We start from the raw sequence: 17,384 nt of genomic DNA on the forward strand, positions 1-17,384 counted from the left end.
GATTTGTCTGCGCCCTTGTCGGTACACCGCTCCCCAGCAGCGGGACATTCTGCCGACGGGCTGGGGGAGTTGCTGGTGCAGGCGGGCAAGCTCAGCAGCCGCGATCTGGAGCGGGCGCGGCTGGCGCAGCAGGAGATGGGCGGCATGCTGGGGCGGGTGCTGATTCGCCTGGGCGTGGTGTCCGAGACGGATCTGATGCCGGTGCTGGCGCAGCATCTGGGCGTGGAACTGGCCGCTGCCGATGCCTATCCGGTGCCTTTGCTGGAGGTGGCCGGGCTGGTTCCGGGGTTTTTGCGCACCCATTCGATTTATCCGCTGTGGCAGCGCGACCAGCAACTGGGCGTGGCCATGGCGGTGCCGCAGGACGATTTTGTGCGCAAGGCCCTGCGGCTGGCCACCGGGCTGGAGGTCGTGCCCTATCTGGGGCTGGAGAGCGACATCGAGCGCGCGCTGGAGCAGTCGGCCGCCCATCAGGAGGCCGAGGAGGCGGTGGATGGCGATGTGCTGGGCGGGCTGGATGCCAATGATTTCGTCGAGCACCTGAAAGACCTGGCCAGCGAGGCTCCGGTCATCAAGCTGGTCAATACCATCATCGGGCGTGTGATCGACATGCGGGCGTCCGACATTCACCTGGAGCCGTTCGAGGACGGCCTGCATGTGCGTTACCGCGTGGACGGGGTGATTCATGTGGCCGAGGTGGTGCCTTCGCGCCTGTCGGCGGCCGTGGGTTCGCGCGTGAAGCTGCTGGCGCATCTGGACATTGCCGAACGCCGCCTGCCGCAGGATGGGCGCATCAAGACCCGTGTGAAGGGGCGGGAGCTGGACTTGCGCGTTTCCACCGTGCCCACGGTGTATGGCGAGAGCATCGTGATGCGGGTGCTGGACCGTGCCAGCGTGCGCCTGAACCTGGACGACATGGGTTTTGCCGCCGATACGCTGCGCCACTTCAATGAGTTGCTGGCGCGGCCGCATGGCATTTTTCTGGTGACGGGGCCGACGGGGTCGGGCAAGACCACGACGCTGTATGCCGGGCTGGCGAAGCTGGATGCCGACAGCCAGAAGATCATCACCGTGGAAGACCCGGTGGAATACCAGTTGGCGGGCATCAACCAGATTCAGGTGCATCCGCAGATCAACCTGACGTTTGCGAACGCGCTGCGGGCGATTCTGCGGCAAGACCCGGACATCATCATGATCGGCGAAATGCGCGATGGCGAGACGGCGCAGATTGCCGTGCAGTCCGCGCTGACCGGTCACCTGGTGCTCTCCACGCTGCACACCAACACGGCAGCCGGAGCGATTGTGCGCATGAAGGACATGGGCGTGGAGTCCTACCTCATCACTTCGTCGGTGAATGGGGTGCTGGCGCAGCGGCTGGTGCGCACCCTGTGCCGCGATTGCAAGCAGCCGCACGACCTCAGCCCGGCAGTGTTGCAGGAGACGGGGCTGTCGCGCTTTCTGTTGCCGGGGCAGACGCTGTACCGCCCGGTGGGGTGCGAGAAGTGCCGGGGTTCCGGCTACCGGGGGCGCACCGGCATCCATGAGCTGATGGTGCTGGACGAGGCCATGCGCCGCGCCATTCTCGATGGCAAGGATTCCGGGGAGCTGAATACGCTGGCCGTGCATGCGGGCATGGTCAGTCTGTACGAGGACGGGCTGCGCAAGGTGGCGGCCGGTGTCACCAGCCTGGAAGAAGTCACCCGCGTGACGCAGGACCAGACCGATGCCTGATTTTTCCTGGCGGGCCGCCTCTGCCTCGGGCCAGATTCAGCAGGGGCATCTTCAGGCCCAGTCCGTGACCCATGCCATGAAGCTGCTGCGCGAGCAGGGGCTGCATCCGTTGAACGTGTCGGTGGCGAATGCCGCCGAGATGGCGCAGGCCCAGGGGGCGGTGGAAAACCGTGCCGTGCGGGCCGCCAGAGGCAGCAGCAAGCCGGGGCGCAAGGATCGCGGCCCGGTGAATGCGCAGGATGTGCTGTCCATGACGTCGGAGCTGACCATCATGCTGCGCGCCGGGCTGGCACTGGACAATGCGCTGAAGGTGCTGATCGATATGAGCCACAAACCGGCCATGCGGCAACTGACGCAGAATCTGCTGGAGTCGGTCAAGAGCGGCGCGACTTTCAGCAAGGCCCTGGCACAGCACCCGCGCCATTTCGATGACTTCTACATCAACATGGTGCGCTCGGGCGAGGCCAGCGGCCAGATGGCCGAGGTGCTGCGGCGGCTGGTGGAGCACATGGAGCGGCTGCGCGCACTGCGCGAAAGCGTGGTGTCCGCGCTGATCTACCCGGCCATTCTGCTGAGCGTGGCGGTGCTCACGCTGGTCTTGATGCTGGGTTTTGTCGTGCCCAAGTTCCGCGATCTGTTCGAGGACCTGGGTGATGCACTGCCGCTGCCCACGCAGATTCTGATGTGGGTGGGCGACGTGTTCACGCAATGGGGCTGGCTGATCGCACTGGTGCTGGTATTGGGCGGGCTGGCCGGGGGACAGTGGTTCCGCAGTCCGGCGGGCAAGCTCTGGTGGCAGGGGCGGGTGCTGCAATTGCCGCTGCTGGGGCCGCTGGTGGCGCGTTTTCAGATGACGCTGTTCGCCCGCTCCTGGGGAACTTTGCTGGGCAACGGCGTTCCGATGCTGACCGCGCTGTCCATTGCCACCGACACCGTGGGCAATGCCGTGATGCGCGAGCCGCTGAAGACCGTCGCGCCGGTGGTGAAGGATGGCGGGCGGGTGGTGCAGGCCTTGCAGCAGACTGGCCTGTTCGAGCCGCTGGCCATCAACCTGATTCGCGTGGGCGAGGAAACCGGCCGGGTGGGGCAGATGGCACTGGAGCTGGCCGACATACTGAACCGGCAGGTGGAAACCGGCATCAAACGCGCCCTGACCCTGATCGAGCCGCTGATGATTTTGGTGCTGGGGGTGCTGGTGGCACTGATTATCATCTCCCTGATGATGGGAGTGCTGTCCGTCAATGACCTGGTGGCATGATGGGCGGCTGGCGCAAACGCATTCCTGATTGAGAAGTTGAAAGACACCCATGACACAGAAACATCTTGCACGTCTGCCCCACCATGCGGGGCATCTGGATCGCCTGACGGGCGCACGGCGCACACGCGGCTTCACCCTGGCGGAAATGCTGGTGGTGGTGGCCATCATCGCGCTGCTGGCCGGTCTGGTGGGGCCACGCGTGATCGGTATTTTCTCGGGCACGCAGACCAAGGCGGCCAAGGCACAGATCAGCCAGTTCGAGAATGCCATTGAAGCGTTCTACTTCGACATGAAACGCTACCCCACGGCGCAGGAGGGCTTGCAGGCCCTGTTCAGCCGCCCGGTCAGTGGCGCGTCGGCCAACTGGAACGGCCCCTACCTCAAGGGCAGCAGCCTGCCCGATGACCCCTGGGGCAACCCGTACCGCTACATCAATCCCGGCCCCAATGGCGGGGTGATGATCGTGTCGTATGGCTCCGATGGCACGGAAGGTGGCCAGGGCGATGCGGCTGATATTTCCAATCAGTAATGCGCGCGGGCATCGACCCGTTTCGCGCGGTTTCACGCTGATGGAATTGCTGGTGGTGGTGGCCATCGGCAGCCTGCTGATGGCCATGACCCCGCTGGCCTACCAGCGCATCAACGCTTCTGCCGAATACCGCAGCACCGTGCGCACCATGCGCACCGAAATGCGTGCCGCGCGTGAAGCGGCCTTGCAGACCCATATGCCCCAGCGTTTCCAGGTGGATGTGCCGGGGCGGCGTTTTGGTGCGCAGAATTGGCATCCCTTGCCCGACAGCGTGCAGGTGCACACCACGGTGGCCGATGTGGAAATGCGCGAGGGCGTGGCCTCGATCCTGTTCCTGCCGCAGGGTGGTGCCACCGGCGGCAGCGTGGAGATTGTGCGTGCCGCTGGAGCCAGCCAGGGCATGGGCACCCGTCTGCGCGTGGACTGGCTCACCGGGCAGATCACCCAGGAAAGCCTGTTGCCGTGACTGCTCTGACTGCGACACACCTGCCATCTCGCACGGCCTTGCCGCACCGCCGCGCGAGTATGCCGCCTGCATCGCCTGCACGGCAGGCGGGCATGGGCATGCTGGAGATGCTGGTGGCATTTGCCATCATGGCCCTGTCTCTGGGCCTGATCTACCAGATCATGGGCAGCAACCTCAAGACGGCCGCCATCATGGACGGCCACCAGCGCGCTGCTGTGCTGGTGCAGTCGCTGTTGCAGGCCCACGATTCGGTGCCATCTGCGGGCTGGAACGAAAGCGGCCAGTCCGCGGGCATGGACTGGCAGGTGCGCAGCCAGCCCCATGAAACCCAGGTGCAACGCCAGTACCCGCAGGCCGTGCCGCTGCACGCGCTGGAGGTGCAGGTGGCGTGGCCAGAGGATGGGCGCGTGCGCCAGATGGTGGTGCGCACCCTGCGCCCGGAACGCCGCACGCTGGAGCAAGGGCGGTGATGGCGCGCAATCTCCCCTGCCGCCCGGCTTCGCGCGGTTTCACGCTGCTGGAGATGCTGGTGGCCGTCATGCTGTTTGCCATCATCATGACGGGGCTGACTTCTTCTTTCTATACCCTGGCACAGACCGAGATGCGCATCGACCAGCGCGTGGAGCAGGCCGCGCGTCTGCGCACCACGATGGCACTGCTCGATCAGGTGCTGGGGCGGGTGTCGCAGCGTCCGCGTCCGGGTGTGACGAATGTGGATGAGAGCCGCTTCTGGTTCGATGGGCAGCCGCAAAGCCTGCGCTGGGTGGGCACCATGCCCGCCCGCCACGGTGCGGGTGGACGCTATTTCTTCCAGTTGCGCCTGGAGCCGCAAGGCCAGATACAGAACCTGGTGTTGCGTTTTGCGCCGTGGCAGGACATACCGCAGTTCCCCGATCCGGCACAGATGGAGGGCCGGGTGCTGTTTGCCGGTGTCACGCACCTGCTGCTGCGCTATCGGGGGGGCAAGCCCGAAGAGCAGAACTGGAGCAATGCGTGGGGCCACACGCAGACCATGCCCAGCCACCTCTGGCTGGAACTGGCGACGCTGGAGCAGGGTGCGCTGCCGCTGAAAATCGTGCCCATGCGCGACAGCACGGCGGCCATGAATGCGGTCGATCCGAACATCGGCGGCATTGGAGGACTGTGACCATGCGATATACAGACACCCGTTCCACCAGAGCCGGCCCACCCGCACGGCATGCGGGCGTGGCCCTGCTGGCGGTGCTGTGGGTGGTGGCCATCATGACCGTGGTGGCCACCGCACTGGTCAGTACCGTACGCACCGAAAGGCGCACCACACAAATGGAACGCGACAGCGTCGAGGCTCTGGCACTGGGGCAGGCGGCGATTGCACTGGTCGTGCAGCAGCACCGGGTGCAGAGGCAGGAAAATCCGCTGGACGAGGCCAATGCCTACGAAATGCAGTTCGATGGCGTGACCATGCCGGTGCGGCTGGAGCCGGTGGGAGGATTTCTGGATGTCAATCACACGCCTGCCGACATTCTGGCGCAGGTGATTGCCGCCGTGGCCCCCGAAGCCGATGCCGCTGCACTGGCGCAGAATTGGGTGCAGTGGCGTGACGAAGTGCAGCCGGGCGGCCAGAAACGCACCATCGAAGTGTTGGAAGATTTGTTGCAGATTCCGGGTTTCGGCTACGATCTGTTTGTGCGGCTCGCGCCTGTGCTGACCACCATGAATGGCGCGGCCACCCAGTTGGATGCCAATCTGCTCAACCCCGAACTGCTCACCTTGCTGGGGCTGGCAGCACAAAATAGCGGCACCGAGCCGCCATCGGCGCGCCGCAACAGTTATTTTTACCGCATCACGGCCAGTGTGCCGCTGGAAGGGCAGGTGTACCGGGTGACGCAGGATGTGATGCTGGATGCTTCCATGTCTGGCGATGGCGCACCCTGGCAAATCGTGGCCGCCTCACCCGCCTACGCCGTGCCCTGATGCGATGCAAGAGAGAATTTGAACCGTGAGTTATCCGCAAACACCCTCTGCCAGCCCTGCACCGTCCCCCTGGATGCTGTTTGGCTACGATCTGCGAACCCTGTGGCGCGACTGGCTGGCTGCCATGGAAAGCCTGCATGGCTACCCGCCACTGTCGTGGTTTGAGGTCGCGCCGGTGGTGCGGCTGCGTTTGCCCGATGGCCGCGACGTGCGCTGGCACCAGGGGCAGGTGCAGCCCGCTGCGCTGTCGTTGGCCAAGGATGCCAGCGGTGAAAGCTTCGCGCTGCTGTTGCCCGACGAACTGGTGCTGACCAAGCAGTTGCACCTGCCGCTGCTCCCGGCCGAGCAAGTGGCCGAAGCCGTCTGGCTGAACATTCACAGCAGCAGCCCGTTTGCCAGCGACGACATTGCCTGGGGCTACCAGTCCAGACCCCATGCCGATGGCGGGCTGGAGGTGGCACTGGCATTCGCCTCGCGCGCCCAGATTGCCGTGCGGCTGGAAGCGCAGTCGCCCTCGGGCTGGCCGGTGCAGCACACCGAAGTGTGGGCATCGGGGGCATTCGGTCTGGAGCAACCCGTGGTGCTGCAAGGCTATGCCGAGGCGCGCCGCAGCCAGCGGGTGCGCCAGATGCGGCGCAGAACCTGGCTGTCGCTGCTGGTACTCGGGGTGCTGCTGGCCTGCCTGCTGGTGACACCGGTCTTGCAGTTGCAGTGGAAGGCCCATCAGGCCGAAGCCGCCTACCAGTCGCTCTGGCGTGAGACCCAGACGCTGTCGGCCCAGCGAGATGCCTTTGCCAAGACCCTTGAAGAGCTGGAAGTGGTCAAGACCGGCATGGCGGGCAGCGTGAACGTGCTCGAGGCCCTCAAGACCCTGACCGAGCAACTGCCCGCCGATGCCCATCTGCGCCTTTTTCAGTGGGAAAATAACACCATCCAGATCAGTGCCTATGCCGATAATGCTGCCGCAGTGTTGCAGACCCTGGGGCAGACCGGCCTGTTCGAGGAGGTGCGCTTCTCGCGTGCCGTCACCCGCCAGCCCTACATGAACAAGGACGACTTCAGTGCGCAACTGGTGCTCAAACCCGGCAGCTTTGCCATTCCGATGAACATCCCGAATCCACCGCCTGTGCCAGAAGCCCCCCCTCCCATCCCGGATGCTGTTCCGGCCACCGGGGAGCCACAGCCATGAAACTGCCGTTTTTCGGGGGCCGCCATCGGGCGGCTGTGCCCCGCGAGAAAATCCTGCTTCTCGTCACCCTGTCGGTGCTGGTGCTGGCGGTATTGGCCGCTGTGGGCTACGGGGCGCAGAAGTACCTGCAAGCCCAGGCCCGCATCGCCGAGCTGACCCCGCGCTACCAACGCCTGGAAGGCAGTTGGCTGGCGCGCGAGGACATGCAGACCGCCCAGCAGGCGGCCTCGCAACTGCTGGATGCCTACGCCTACCCGGCCAGCATGGATACCGGCACGCTGGGCACCGACATCCAGCAGAAAATCCGCAATCTGTTTGCCGGTGCCGGGGTCGATCTGGCCAGCAGCCAGGTCATGCCCGAACGCGAGGATGGCAATCTGCTGCTGGTTCCGGTGACGGTACGCGCCAGCGGCTCTATCGATGGCATTCGCAATGTGCTGGCGCAACTGGCGGCACAGACCCCCTACATCCGGCTGGAATCGCTGAACCTTCAGCAGGGGCGCAAGCTGAACCTGCACACCCCGGTCACCATCAACATGCAGGCCACGCTGGTGGTCTGGCGGAGGGCGGTATGAAGAACCGCAATGCCACCCGACTGATGGTGCTGAATCTGTTGTTGCTGGCCGCACTGCTGGCGGTGCTGGCCTGGGCGGCACTGGGGCAGGTGCAGTGGCACAAGCCCGTGCCACAACGGCCTGACTACCGCACGGTGCTGGACGGCGTGGGGCAGCCCATCGCGCTCAACGCACAGGGCTATGACGTGCTGGTGCAGCAGCCGCTGTTCGAGCCGGATCGTCGCCCTCCCGTGCCAGAGCCACCCCCTGCGCCACCACCACCACCCGAGCAGGCCGCTGCGCCACCGCCGCCCGATGTGCTGGATCATGCGCGGATTCTGGGAACCTACGGTTCGTCCCGCTACGGCGGGGTGATTCTGCATTTCAACAACGAAGACCATCGCCTGCGCCTGAACCAGTCGCTGCAAGGCTGGACGCTCCAGCGCATCCGGGGGCGTGTCGTCACGTTCCGTGCGGCCGACGGGGCACAGCGCGAGCTTGTGATGGAGCACCAGATTCCAGAGCCGGGCGCGGTGCCACCCGGCCAGGCCGCGCCCGCTTCCAATCCGTGAACCCCTTTCTCTCTCCAGGCTTTCTATGAGCAATCGAAAACTTCTTCTTGGCTGCATGGTATTGGCAGCCGCACAAACGGCCTGTACCCAGTTGCCGCAGCGCATCCAGTTGGGCGGTGACCCCGCCACACCCACCAGCGATGCGGAACATGCACAGTGGGGCGTGAATGCCGACAACCAGGTGGCGACGAGCGGCATTGCCCAAACGGGTTCGCAGGTGCGCATCTATGAAGGCACGGGCGTGGTGGTGCAGCCCCCGCGCCCAGGCCGTGCCCTGGTGGGCAGTGCCGGGGAATTCAACTTCGAGGCCGCCCCGATTGCCGAAGTCATCCATGTGATGATGGGCGATATTCTCCAGGCCGACTATGTGCTGCACCAGCCCATTGCCGGAACCCTGACGCTGGCCACCAAGAAGCCCGTCAGCAAGGATCGCGCCATGTCGTTGCTGGAAACCGCGCTGATGGCCAATGGCCTGCACATTGCCCAGGACACCGGCGGCTTCTACCACATCGGCAAGCCCGAGGCATTGCGCGGCATCGTGCCGGTACCGCGCCAGGTGGGCAATGGCCCGCTGGCTCCGGGCTATGGGGCCATTCTCATTCCGCTGGAATACATCTCCGCCAGCGAAATGGCAGAAATCCTGCGACCCGTGATGCAGGAGGACTCGCTCATTCGAGTGGACAGCGTGCGCAACATTCTGGTGCTGGCGGGCACACGTCCCCAGGCCGAAGGCTGGATGGAACTGGTGCGCACCTTCGACGTGGACTTGCTCAAGGGCATGTCGGTGGGCATCTTCCCGCTCAAGTACGCCACGGTGGCCGACATTCAGGCCGGGTTCGAGTTGCTCAGTGCCGCCACCGGGGGCGAGGGGGCCAATATCGGCCAGCAGCGCGGTGCCACGGGCGGCGGCAATGCGCCACCCGACCGCCAGCAGCAGGCCAATGCCCGCTTGCAGGCACAGGCAGCGGCCTTTGCCGCCGCCATGAATGTGGGGGCCAGCACCAGCACCGGCCCGCAGGCCATTCCGTTTCTTGGCTCCATGCGCCTGCTGCCGCTGGAGCGGCTCAACAGCATCATGGTCGTGACACCGTATGCCGAGCACCTCCAGCAAATCCGCGAATGGATTGAGCGACTGGATCAGCCCAACGACAGCACCGAAGCGCAATTGTTCGTCTATGGAGTGCAGAACGGCTCGGCCACCCATCTGGCCCAGGTATTGGGAGGGATTTTCGGCGGCAATTCCGGCACCGGAGCGACGGCCAACAGCGGCGTGGCTCCCGGACTGGGCGTGGCGCAGTCGTCCACCGGCCGCACTGGCGGCACGCAAAGCGGCATGAACCTGAGCAGCGGGCAGAGTAGCTCGCAAAGCCACACCACAGAAAACACCGCTCCGGTGGCCATGGACCTCAATGGCGTGCGCGTGATTGCCGACCCGCTCAACAACGCCATTCTGGTGTGGGGCTCCCGCATGGATTACGAGAAGATCGAAACCACGCTGCGCAAGCTCGACCGTCCGCCCGTGCAGGTGGTGCTGGAAGCCAGCATCGTGGAAGTTTCGCTCACCAACGACCTGCAATATGGCCTGCGCTGGGCATTCTCGGGTGCGTTGGGCGGCAGCCAGTACCAAGGCTCGGGCGGTTCGTCGGGCCTCGTTGGGCTGACCCCTGCCACGGCACTGGGAGCCGCTGCCGGCCTGACCACGGGCGGAGCCGGGGCATTTTCCTATGCCGTGACGCGCGGCGATTCGGTCAATGCCCTGCTGAGCATGCTGGCCTCGCGCTCGCTGGTCAAGATGCTCTCCAGCCCTTCGCTGCTGGTGCTGGACAACCACACTGCATCCATCACCGTGGGCGACCAGGTTCCCATCACCACGGGCGTGATCGACTACACCAACAGCGGTGGCACCAACTCGCGCAGCATTCAGTACAAGGACACCGGGGTGATCCTGAAGGTCACGCCATCCGTCAATGCGGGCGATCGCATCACACTGGCCATCGATCAGTCCGTCACCAACGTGGGGGAAGTTGCGGATACCGATGGCAACCGCAGTTTCATGCAGCGGCAACTCTCCAGCAAGGTGAGCATGCGTTCGGGTGAGCCGGTGGTGCTGGGTGGCTTGATCCGCGAGAACAGCACTGCCAGCAAGGACGGCATTCCTGGGCTGGTGGATGTGCCGGTGCTGGGCAATGCCTTCGGAGCCACCAAGAACAATGTCAATCGCACGGAGCTGCTGGTCATCCTCACGCCCACGGTATTGCGCACCGATGACGAACTGCGTGATGCAGGCAGGGAACTGCGCGAGCGGATGCAAACCTTACTGCGCACCCGTGTGCAGGAAATCCGCAAGGGCGGCCCGGTACTGCCGGGCGAGGAAGTGCTGTTGCAAGAGGCACTCCAGCCCGCACTGAAGCCCGACACCGCTGCGCCCGCCCAGCCGCTGTCCCCGAACTGAACCCAATTCATCCTGGAAGGAGCCTGAAAATGATGCAAAAAAAATTCCATGTGCTGGCACTGTGCAGCCTCGCGCTGCTGGCCGGTTGCGCCAAGAATGGCGCAGTGTCCACCTCGCAGACCCCCGAGCAGATCGTCCAGCAACGTGCCACCGAACGCTGGAACCTGATGATCGCGCGCGATTTCGACAAGGTGTACGAGTACACCGACACTGCCTACCGTCTGGTGAACACCCCCATCGATCTGGACCGCAAATACGGCGGCAAACGCTACCGTGTGGGCGTGAACTGGACCAAGGCCGAATTCATCTCGGTGGAGTGCGGCACGCCTGATCGTTGCGTGACCAAGTTCAGCGTCTCCAGCCTGGTGAACGTGCCACCCAGCTTCACCAACATGGAAATCAACAACGTGCCCACCGAGGAAGTCTGGCTGTTGCAAGACGGCAACTGGTTCTATTACATGAACTGATACGGGCATTCGTGCCCCTGAAAGGAAGTTTTTCATGCGTTTGTTGCTGGCCCTGCTGCTGCCCTGGCTTCAGTTCTTCACCATTGGCCGCCCGTTCGCGGGCATCATCTGCCTGATTCTCCAGATCACCCTGATTGGCTGGATTCCCGCTGCCATCTGGTCGGTGTATGCCCTGAGCCAGTACAAGACCGACCGCAAGATCGCCCAGGCACTCGGCCCTCGCAAGGAACCCTGAGAGCCAATTGCAGGACAGGGGCTGTCGCAAGGACAGCCCATTTTTTTGTTCTTCTCCCCGCAGTCGCGTACAGCGGGGATCGTCTGATTTGCCATGTCCAAACCCTCCATTCCCCTCAAGGTGCTGATTCCCGTGCTGGCCATGCTGTCGGCTTTCGCGCCCGTTGCCACCGACATGTACCTGCCCGGCCTGAGCCTGATGACCGAGGTGTTCCAGACCACCACCGGGCGGGTGCAGGCCACCATCTCGGTGTTCTTTCTGGGACTGGCAATCGGCCAGTCCATCTACGGCCCGCTGATCGACCGCTTTGGCCGCAAGCCGCCGCTGCTGGTGGGCGTGGGGCTGTATGTGCTGGCCTCGCTGGCCTGCATGTGGGTGACGGACATCGGCTGGTTCATTGCAATGCGGTTCCTGCAAGCCGTGGGAGGGGCGGCCGGGATGCTGATTGGCCGCGCCATCATCAACGACCTGTTCGACCGCACCGAAACCGCCCGCGTGCTGTCGCTGATGATGATGGTCATCATCCTCGCGCCCATTCTGGCCCCGATTGCGGGCGGCTGGCTGGTGGTGAACGTGAGCTGGCAGAGCATCTTCGCCGTCATGCTGGTGTTCGGGGTGGTGTGCCTGCTGCTGGTGGTGTTCCTGATTCCCGAAACCCTGCCCCCTGGCCATCGGCAGGAGCTGGGCTTTGGCAGGGTGGTGCACACCTATGCGCAGTTGCTGACGCGCCCTGCATTTGCCATTCCGGCCCTGTGCGGCGCACTCGCACAAAGCTGCATGTTTGCCTACATCACGGGTTCGGAATTTGTTTTCACCCAGTTGTACGGCCTCAGTGCCCAGCAGTACGGCTGGCTGTTCGCGCTGAATGCGGCGGGCATCATCGTGGCGACCAATGGCAACCGCTTCAGCCTGAAGCGTTGGCCCATCGAGCGAATCTTCACGGCCGCGCTGGTGGCCAATGCGGTGTTTGCGGCCGCGCTGGTGCTGCTGGTCGGCAGCCCCTCGCTGTGGTGGTTCGTGTTGCCGCTGTGGCTGCTGATCGGCACACTGGGATTCATCGGCGCGAATGCCGCTGCCATTGCCATGAGTGCCAGCGGCAGGACGGCGGGCAGTGGCTCCGGCCTGATTGGTGTGATGCAGTTCGGCATCGCTTTCGCCGTCAGCAGCACGGTGGCCGCCACCCAGAACGGCACGGCCTACCCGATGGCCCTGACCATGCTGGTGTGCAGCACGGCAGCCTGCGTGCTGTGGTTCGGCACTAGAAGGCGGATGGCAACCGTATCGGGGTGAGCCGTGCTGGCCCGATGAAATCTGAAAGACGAAGGCCGCGCATTGCGCGGCCTTCCATTTGGTGCTCATGGATAGAGCTTGTTAGCGTATCCAGAGCGCATTTCCCAATCGTTGGTAAACGGTTGCTAATGTAGCATATGGATTCTTCTTGTCAATCAATCAAAAAAAGGAGGTGACATGTCTAAACTGCATTACCGTTTGGCTCTGGACCTGGGGCCAACCTCTTTGGGGTGGGCTGTCGTGAGGCTTACCGGCGAAATACCGCCCGTACCCGTTGAGCTGATAAAAACCGGAGTACGAATTTTTGGCGATGGCCGCCGTCCCAAGGACAAGGCATCCTTGGCGGTTACGCGACGCGAAGCCCGCTCCATGCGCCGCAGACGCGACCGTTTTCTCAAACGCAAGGCACGCATGATGCATACCTTGGTGCAGCATGGCTTTTTCCCGCAAGACCCAAAGCAGCTCAGGGAACTGGAAACACTGAACCCTTATGAATTGAGAGCCAGGGGATTGGAGCAGGCACTGCAACCGGGAGAGTTTGCCAGAGCCTTGTTCCATATCAATCAGCGTCGGGGTTTCAAGAGCAACCGCAAGACCGACTCCAGGGACAGCGACAGTGGTCTGTTGAAAACAGCCATTCAGACACTGCGTGAGACCTTGGCCCAGGAGCAGGTGCGCACTGTCGGAGAGTGGCTCTACAAACGCTATTGTGCGCACCAGACGGTGCGGGCGCGTTATCGTGAAAACAGCATCATTGGCAGTGAGGGCAGCAAAAAAACTGAAAAAAGCTATGACCTCTACATTGACCGAGCCATGGTTGAGGAGGAGTTCGACACACTCTGGAGCAAACAGGCTCAGCTCAACCCCGCGCTGTTTACAGAGCAGGCACGCAGCGATCTCAAATACTGCCTGTTGTACCAAAGGCCCTTGAAACCGGTCAGACCAGGGCGTTGTGTCTTTTTGCCTGACGAAGAACGTGCTCCGCTGGCCTTGCCCAGTCAGCAAAGATTCCGTATTTACCAGGAGGTGAACCATCTGCGTGTACTGGAGGAGGGGTTGCGCGAAGGAGAACCGTTGGCCAGAGCAAGGCGTGATGCGTTGGTGCAAGCACTGGAACGCGGTAATCAATCATTTGCTTCGGGTATTCCCAAGTTGCTGGGGCTGCCCGGAGGAACCCAGTTCAATCTGGCCGATGTCAAGCGCAAGGAACTCAAGGGCAATGCCACCAGCATGGTGCTGGGCAAGCCGAGGTATTTTGGTGAAGCCTGGTTTCATTTCGATGCACAACAGCAAGACCAGATCGTCATGCAGTTGTGCACCGAAGAGAATGAATCTGTGCTGATACGCTGGCTCATGGAAAACACGGCCATCACGCAAGAGCGTGCCCTGGCGATTGCCGATGTGCGCCTGCCAGACGGGTATGGCAGCCTCAGTGCCAAGGCACTGGCACGCATTCTGCCGGAGCTGGAGCGAGAAGTGCAGACTTATGACAAGGCCGCCAGGGCCGCTGGTTTTCACCACAGTCGCCTGGGAGGCAACGAAGCCATACCCGGTCGTACCTTCGCCTGGGAGCGAGTGGAGCCGAGCACTGGTGAAATCAACACCTTCCATATCTTCCACGCACTGCCTTATTACGGAGAATTTCTGCAACGCCATGTTGGATTTGCCGACCCCAAAGCCTCTGCCGATGATTTGCCGGAAAAACGTTTTGGGCGCATTGCCAATCCTACCGTTCACATCGGACTCAACCAGATTCGTGTGGTGGTCAATGCCTTGCTGAAACGCTATGGCCATCCAGCGGAAGTTGTGGTCGAGGTGGCGCGCGATCTGAAACAGAACAAACAGCAGAGGGATGAACAGCAAAAACAGCAGGCGCACAACCAGAAGCGCAATGAGCGTTTGCGCCAACAGATTGCCACAGTCTTGCAGACTGCACCGGAGCAGGTGCGGTTTGGCGATATTCAAAAAATGATTCTGTGGGAAGAACTCAGCAAAAATCCGGCGCAGCGGTGCTGTCCATACAGCGGTATTCCCATCTCGCCCACGATGCTGTTGAGCGATCAGGTGGAGACCGAGCATATCCTGCCATTCTCGAAAACGCTGGACGACAGCTTGAACAACAAAACCGTGGCCATGCGTCATGCCAACCGCATCAAAGGCAATCGAACCCCCTGGGAAGCACGGCATGACTTTGCCGCACAGGGCTGGAGCCGGGAGGGGCTGGAGGAACGGAGCAGTCTGATAGAGGGCAGAAACAAACGCTACCGTTTTGGGGAAGCCGCCATGCAGCTCTGGGACAAGGAGGGCAAAGGTTTTCTGGCGCGGGCACTCAACGATACGCGCCACCTCAGCCGCGTGGCCAGAGAATACATGGAGCTGGTCTGTCCTCAGGCCACGCGCGTCATCCCTGGGCAGATGACGGCCTTGCTGCGTGCCAAATTCGGCCTGAATGACATATTGGGCCTGCATGGCGAGAAAAACCGCAATGACCACCGCCACCATGCAGTGGATGCCTGTGTGATTGCCGTTACCGATCAGGCACTGCTGCAACGCTTTGCCAACGCCAGCCAGCGCACCGAAGAAAAAGGATTGAATCGCTTGGTGGAAAAAATGCCAGACCCCTGGCCCCTCTACCGCAATCAGGTGAAATTCGCCATTGAACACACATGGGTCAGCCACAAGCCAGACCACGCCTACCAGGGGGCCATGCACGACGATACTGCTTATGGCTTGCAACCCAATGGCCGTGTTCGCACGCACAAGCACGTGGACGGTCGCCGGGTGCTGGAAGAAAAACCGCTCAAAGTCATCGAAATCAGCGATGCACGGGCACACGAACGCCACGGAACACAGCCCGATGGTTCGCCCCGCCCGTACAAAGGGTACAAGGGCAACAGCAATTACTGTATCGAAATCGTGCACAACGAAAAAGGCAAATGGCAAGGTGAAGTTATTTCCACTTTTGAGGCATACCAGATCGTGCGCCAATGGGGGGAGAAACGACTGCGGCATCCCAGACTGAGCATCAGCGAAAAACCGCTCATCATGCGTCTGATGATCGGTGACATGGTGCGTATCCAGGAAAGCGAATGGCTTCGCACCCTGCGGGTGGTATCCATTAATTCAGCGGGTAATCTCACGCTGGCAGAACACCACGAAGCCAATACCGATGCCAGAAATCGAGATTCTTCAAATGCCTGGCGTTACACCAATAAAGTGGCAGGCTCTCTGCAAAAAAGCCGTGGGCGGAAAATCACCATTTCCCCGGATGGTCAGGTGCGAGACCCCGGCTTCACAGGCTGACCGGCATGATTGGCCGCATTGTGGAAATTGCCGATGACAGACGGCACCTGTTTGTTCATCGCGGTTTCCTGGTGGTCAAGCAGACCGATGGCGAGCGGCAACAACTGGGGCGTGTTCCACTTGATGACATTGCCGCCGTGATTGCCAATGCCCACGCAATCACCTATACCAACAATTTGCTGGTGGCGTTGGCAGAGCGTGGAGTGCCGTTTGTGCTGTGTGCGGCCAACCACAACGCTGTCGGAATGCTGTGGGCGGTCGATGGCAACTACGAACAGTCGCGTCGCATGGAGGCCCAGATTGCTGCTAGCCAGCCGACCCGCAAACAGATATGGGCGGCTATTGTGCGTAGCAAATTGCAACAGCAGGCCAACGCCCTGCAAGCCATCGGTGCGCCAGACGCGCCGTTGCTGGCCTTAGTGAAAAAAGTGCGCAGCGGTGACCCGGACAACATGGAGGCACAGGGTGCACGCCGATATTGGGGATTGTTGTTTGGTGGAGGTTTCCGACGAGACCAGAGTGCGGATGGCATCAATGCCATGCTCAACTATGGCTACACGATTGTGCGTTCGGCCACAGCCAGAGCCATCATTGCGGCCGGGCTGCATCCCAGCATCGGTTTGCACCATTGCAATGCAGGCAACGCCATGCGTCTGGTGGACGATCTGATGGAGCCTTTCCGTCCATTGGTGGATTTGCGGGTCTGGCAATTACAGCGGCAGGGGCAATGCAGCGTTACTCCCAACAGCAAACGCATTCTGGTGCATTTGTTGTATGAAGACATGCAGACCGCTGCCGGAGCCACACCGGTGACGGTGTGCATTCAGAAACTGGCAGTCTCTTTGGCCCAAATGTACCTTGGGGAGCGTGACAAACTGGAGCTGCCTTTGAGCAGCCTGCCACTTGAATTGCATACACAGGGCCAGCGTGTACCGGGTGAAGGGGCAGATGATGTCTGAGGCCCACTTATTCATGAACGGTTGCCCAACCTTGACGGACAGACGAGGAGTCGCCCCATGCTTTCAGGATACAGGTTGATGTGGATACTGGTTATGTTTGATTTGCCTGTGGTTCGGAAGGAAGAACGCAAGGCCGCCATGGAGTTTCGCAACTGCCTGTTGGACATGGGTTTTGAGATGAGCCAGTTCAGCGTGTACCTGCGCTTTTGCACCAGTTCGGCACAGGTGCAAACATACTGCAAGCAAGTGGAGCAGGCATTGCCTAGCGGGGGCAATGTGAACATCTTGCAGTTCACCGACAAGCAGTATGAACGCATCATCAGCTACTATGGAAAGAAGAAGCAGCCCCAGAAAAAAACGCCAGACCAGTACGATCTGTTCTGAATTCACGCATTTTCTGAGAATGAAAAAACAATAAACCTCTGA

General features: G+C 62.0%; 17 protein-coding genes. All 17 read left to right on the forward strand.

The features are described from left to right. Positions 1 to 3 precede the first annotated feature (3 nt). The gene (gene gspE / locus BUE21_RS02705; RefSeq protein ID WP_234971030.1) at positions 4 to 1,731 is read left to right on the forward strand and encodes a type II secretion system ATPase GspE; all 1,728 of its coding nucleotides are present in this window, start codon (positions 4 to 6) and stop codon (positions 1,729 to 1,731) included. Then, on the forward strand, positions 1,724 to 2,989 hold the full coding sequence (locus BUE21_RS02710; RefSeq protein WP_073354430.1) for a type II secretion system F family protein: 1,266 nt from the start codon (positions 1,724 to 1,726) through the stop codon (positions 2,987 to 2,989). The genes gspE and BUE21_RS02710 overlap by 8 nt, the downstream gene beginning before the upstream one ends. A 49-nt stretch (positions 2,990 to 3,038) precedes the next feature. Next, positions 3,039 to 3,518, forward strand: coding sequence for a type II secretion system major pseudopilin GspG (gene gspG / locus BUE21_RS02715; protein ID WP_073354431.1), 480 nt, complete (start codon positions 3,039 to 3,041; stop codon positions 3,516 to 3,518). Then, complete coding sequence (locus tag BUE21_RS02720; protein WP_073354433.1) at positions 3,493 to 3,984, forward strand: type II secretion system protein; 492 nt, start codon at positions 3,493 to 3,495, stop codon at positions 3,982 to 3,984. The genes gspG and BUE21_RS02720 overlap by 26 nt, the downstream gene beginning before the upstream one ends. Next, positions 3,981 to 4,454: a prepilin-type N-terminal cleavage/methylation domain-containing protein gene (locus BUE21_RS02725; protein ID WP_143164388.1), complete on the forward strand. Its 474-nt coding sequence runs from the start codon at positions 3,981 to 3,983 to the stop codon at positions 4,452 to 4,454. The genes BUE21_RS02720 and BUE21_RS02725 overlap by 4 nt, the downstream gene beginning before the upstream one ends. Beyond that, positions 4,454 to 5,131 (forward strand): prepilin-type N-terminal cleavage/methylation domain-containing protein, encoded by a 678-nt coding sequence (locus BUE21_RS02730; RefSeq protein ID WP_073354435.1) that lies wholly within the window; start codon positions 4,454 to 4,456, stop codon positions 5,129 to 5,131. The genes BUE21_RS02725 and BUE21_RS02730 overlap by 1 nt, the downstream gene beginning before the upstream one ends. Positions 5,132 to 5,133: 2 nt before the next feature. After that, positions 5,134 to 5,937 carry a hypothetical protein gene (locus BUE21_RS02735; protein ID WP_073354437.1) on the forward strand — a complete coding sequence of 268 codons (804 nt, stop codon included), beginning with the start codon at positions 5,134 to 5,136 and terminating at the stop codon, positions 5,935 to 5,937. Between the two features lie 25 nt (positions 5,938 to 5,962). Further along, positions 5,963 to 7,126, forward strand: coding sequence for a PilN domain-containing protein (locus BUE21_RS02740; RefSeq protein WP_143164389.1), 1,164 nt, complete (start codon positions 5,963 to 5,965; stop codon positions 7,124 to 7,126). Next, entirely contained in the window at positions 7,123 to 7,701 is a 579-nt protein-coding gene (gene gspM, locus BUE21_RS02745) for a type II secretion system protein GspM (protein ID WP_073354441.1), read from the forward strand. Before BUE21_RS02740 ends, gspM begins: the two co-directional genes overlap by 4 nt. Next, positions 7,698 to 8,252 (forward strand): hypothetical protein, encoded by a 555-nt coding sequence (locus BUE21_RS02750; protein ID WP_073354443.1) that lies wholly within the window; start codon positions 7,698 to 7,700, stop codon positions 8,250 to 8,252. The genes gspM and BUE21_RS02750 overlap by 4 nt, the downstream gene beginning before the upstream one ends. A 25-nt stretch (positions 8,253 to 8,277) precedes the next feature. Then, complete coding sequence (gene gspD / locus BUE21_RS02755) at positions 8,278 to 10,704, forward strand: type II secretion system secretin GspD (RefSeq protein WP_084522739.1); 2,427 nt, start codon at positions 8,278 to 8,280, stop codon at positions 10,702 to 10,704. A gap of 29 nt (positions 10,705 to 10,733) precedes the next feature. Then, positions 10,734 to 11,171 carry a hypothetical protein gene (locus BUE21_RS02760; protein ID WP_073354447.1) on the forward strand — a complete coding sequence of 146 codons (438 nt, stop codon included), beginning with the start codon at positions 10,734 to 10,736 and terminating at the stop codon, positions 11,169 to 11,171. A 34-nt stretch (positions 11,172 to 11,205) separates the two neighbouring features. Beyond that, complete coding sequence (locus BUE21_RS02765; protein ID WP_073354449.1) at positions 11,206 to 11,406, forward strand: YqaE/Pmp3 family membrane protein; 201 nt, start codon at positions 11,206 to 11,208, stop codon at positions 11,404 to 11,406. Between the two features lie 93 nt (positions 11,407 to 11,499). Continuing rightward, the gene (locus tag BUE21_RS02770) at positions 11,500 to 12,696 is read left to right on the forward strand and encodes a multidrug effflux MFS transporter (protein ID WP_084522740.1); all 1,197 of its coding nucleotides are present in this window, start codon (positions 11,500 to 11,502) and stop codon (positions 12,694 to 12,696) included. 177 nt (positions 12,697 to 12,873) lie between these two features. Next, entirely contained in the window at positions 12,874 to 15,999 is a 3,126-nt protein-coding gene (cas9, locus tag BUE21_RS02775; RefSeq protein ID WP_073354451.1) for a type II CRISPR RNA-guided endonuclease Cas9, read from the forward strand. Between the two features lie 5 nt (positions 16,000 to 16,004). Beyond that, positions 16,005 to 16,958, forward strand: coding sequence for a type II CRISPR-associated endonuclease Cas1 (gene cas1 / locus BUE21_RS02780; protein WP_073354453.1), 954 nt, complete (start codon positions 16,005 to 16,007; stop codon positions 16,956 to 16,958). A 78-nt stretch (positions 16,959 to 17,036) separates the two neighbouring features. Next, on the forward strand, positions 17,037 to 17,342 hold the full coding sequence (gene cas2, locus BUE21_RS02785; RefSeq protein WP_073354454.1) for a CRISPR-associated endonuclease Cas2: 306 nt from the start codon (positions 17,037 to 17,039) through the stop codon (positions 17,340 to 17,342). Positions 17,343 to 17,384 lie beyond the last annotated feature (42 nt).

The organism is Lampropedia hyalina DSM 16112, from assembly GCF_900129055.1.
Taxonomy (GTDB): Bacteria; Pseudomonadota; Gammaproteobacteria; order Burkholderiales; family Burkholderiaceae_C; genus Lampropedia; species Lampropedia hyalina.